Source organism: Streptomyces boncukensis (assembly GCF_011045075.1).
Lineage (GTDB): Bacteria > Actinomycetota > Actinomycetes > Streptomycetales > Streptomycetaceae > Streptomyces > Streptomyces boncukensis.
The window spans coordinates 1-2,255 of sequence record NZ_JAAKZZ010000803.1; the positions used below are offsets into that span (position 1 = coordinate 1).

Consider the following 2,255-nt stretch of genomic DNA (forward strand, 5'->3'; position numbering starts at 1 on the left):
GCGGTGGGGACGGCGAGGAGGGCACCGGCGTGCGGGACGGCGACGTCCGGCGTGCGAACGGTACGCCACGGCGTCGTACCCCGCAGCAGTCGAACGGCACGCCGCGACCGGACGGTGCCCAGAAGCGAACCGCTGGCGAGACGTCTGACAAGACCACGGGAACGGCCGGAACGGTGTCTGTGTCATGAAGTACCTCAGTACGCTCATAGCCTCCCTGGTGGGGCTGGGAGCGGCCGCGTATCTGGTGGTGTACCTCTACCGGTGGGAGTGGCAGCGTGCGCTGATCTCCGGAATGCTGCTGCTGGCCATCGAGGGGTTCCTCATCGGCATGCTGATGCTGCTGCGGCTGGACCGGCTGGAGCGCCGCCTGCAGGACTCGGACAGCCGCCTGGACGACGTACGCCGCCATCTGCACGGGACCGGCGTGGCGAACCCGCAGCGCCCGCCGTTCGCCTGGCTCGATGCGACGGTGCGGCGCGGACGCACGGACCTCGCCGACCGCACCTACGTGTTCATCCCCGTCCTCGTGGTCGCCGGGGCCGCGCTGTCGGGAGTCGCCTGGATCGTGCAGAAGATCGCCCAGATGACCAGCGGCGGGGCGGAGCGCCGTCTGGCGGGGCGACTGGTCCACCTGACCGCCCCGCCCCCGTCTTCCGGCCCGGACGCGCCCGGCGGCCTGTCCGGCACGAGCCTGGAGAACCGTCCGGCCGTCGCCCCGCGGCGGCGCGCGCGACTGCTGGTCGGACTGCTGGCCGCGGTACTCGTCGCGCTGCTGTCGGCCTTCGGTATCGACCGGCTGGCCGACGCGACGCAGACCCGCCCGCAGGACCGCCCGGACGCGGCCGCCACGACGGTGGTCTTCCGTGTCACGGTCAAGCGCGGTGACGCGAGCGGGCACGCGGTGGAGCTGGCGGCGGCCGGCCTGTGGGAGCAGTGCCGGACGGCGACGTCCGTCCGGCTGGAGAAAGCGCCGCTCAGCCGTTTGAGCGAGAACGTCTACGCGGGCGTCGTACGGCCGGGGCTGTCCCCGCACGATCAGATGCGGCTGCGCGGCTGTCTGGCGGACGCACGGCAGGACCGGGCGTCGGCCGAGGTCCTGGGCCAGGGAGACGCCGACAGGTCCTGAGGGACCGGCGGACCGGCGCGTGCCGCGCCGCCCGGGAGGCGGCGGGGGTGCGGGGCGGTACGTGACGGACGCTACAGCGTGAGCCAGGGCACAAGACGGCCCTCAGTGGCCTAGATGATGACAAAGTGGGCGCAGGTCGTGCCCGTCCACGGCGTGGGCACGCATCCGTCGTAAATCCGCCGCATTCCGCCGCGATGCCAGTGTGCGGCCGAGGCCCCGCTTAGGCTGACGGCGTCGTCCCCACGCGGTCCCCGAGCGCGGTCGGCCCGCGCCGCTTCCGCCGGCTGTCCCGTCCCCGCCCCACCCTCCTGCCCGACGTCCCATCGGATTTCCCGGCCCGACCGGTAGTCCGTCCTGGTCCGTGCTGTCGACCGGAGAGGCACTCCTCGATGCTTTCCGCTATCCGCTCGCTGTCCGTCCCCCACCGCGCCCGTAAACCCCTGAAGATCCTCGGCTTCTGCGCACTCGGCTACGCCGTCCTGTGGAGCGCCAGCGCGCTCGGCATGCTCGGCCTGTCCGCCTGGGCGCGGCACGACGGCCGCTCGGGCGGCGAGACGGTCGCGGGCATCAAGCACTTCCAGCAGGTCGACGGCGGGCTGTGGCGCGGTTCGGCACCGCGTCCCGCCGGATACCGGGAGCTGGCCGAGCGGGGCGTCACCACCGTGGTGGACCTGCGAGCCGAGGACCTCAGCACCCACCAGCTCACCGCGCCCGAGGAGGCGGGCCTGCGGTCGGTCCGTATCCCCATCCGGGACGGGCAGACGCCGACCGAGAGCCAGACCGCCGCGTTCATCCGCGCCATGCGCACCGCCGACGGTCCGGTCTTCGTGCACTGCGGCGCCGGTGTCGGGCGTACGGGCTCGATGACGGCCGCCTACCTGGTGGAGACGGGACAGGCGACCTCCCGGCAGGCCGCACTGCGCATGCTCGCCGTGGGCCCGCCGTCCGTCGAGCAGGTCTACTACGCACTGAACCTCACACAGGGCACCTCGGCCCAGCCCCCGGCACCCGTGGAGTGGGTGAGCCGGGTACTGGACGCGCCACGTCGCATCAAGGCATCGCTCTGAGGCGCGTCCCCGTCCTGCGGGGCAGGGCCGCCGCTGGGCGGGGCGGGCCTGCCCCGCAGGAC

General features: G+C 73.3%; 2 protein-coding genes. Both read left to right on the plus strand.

Annotation, left to right across the window (positions count from 1 at the left end; translation table 11 throughout):
* The first annotated feature begins 184 nt into the window (after positions 1–184).
* Positions 185–1,126 carry a hypothetical protein gene (locus G5C65_RS35795; RefSeq protein WP_165303222.1) on the plus strand — a complete coding sequence of 314 codons (942 nt, stop codon included), beginning with the start codon at positions 185–187 and terminating at the stop codon, positions 1,124–1,126.
* A 389-nt stretch (positions 1,127–1,515) separates the two neighbouring features.
* Positions 1,516–2,193, plus strand: a complete 678-nt coding sequence (locus G5C65_RS35800; RefSeq protein WP_165303223.1) for a protein tyrosine phosphatase family protein — start codon at positions 1,516–1,518, stop codon at positions 2,191–2,193.
* Positions 2,194–2,255: the final 62 nt, after the last annotated feature.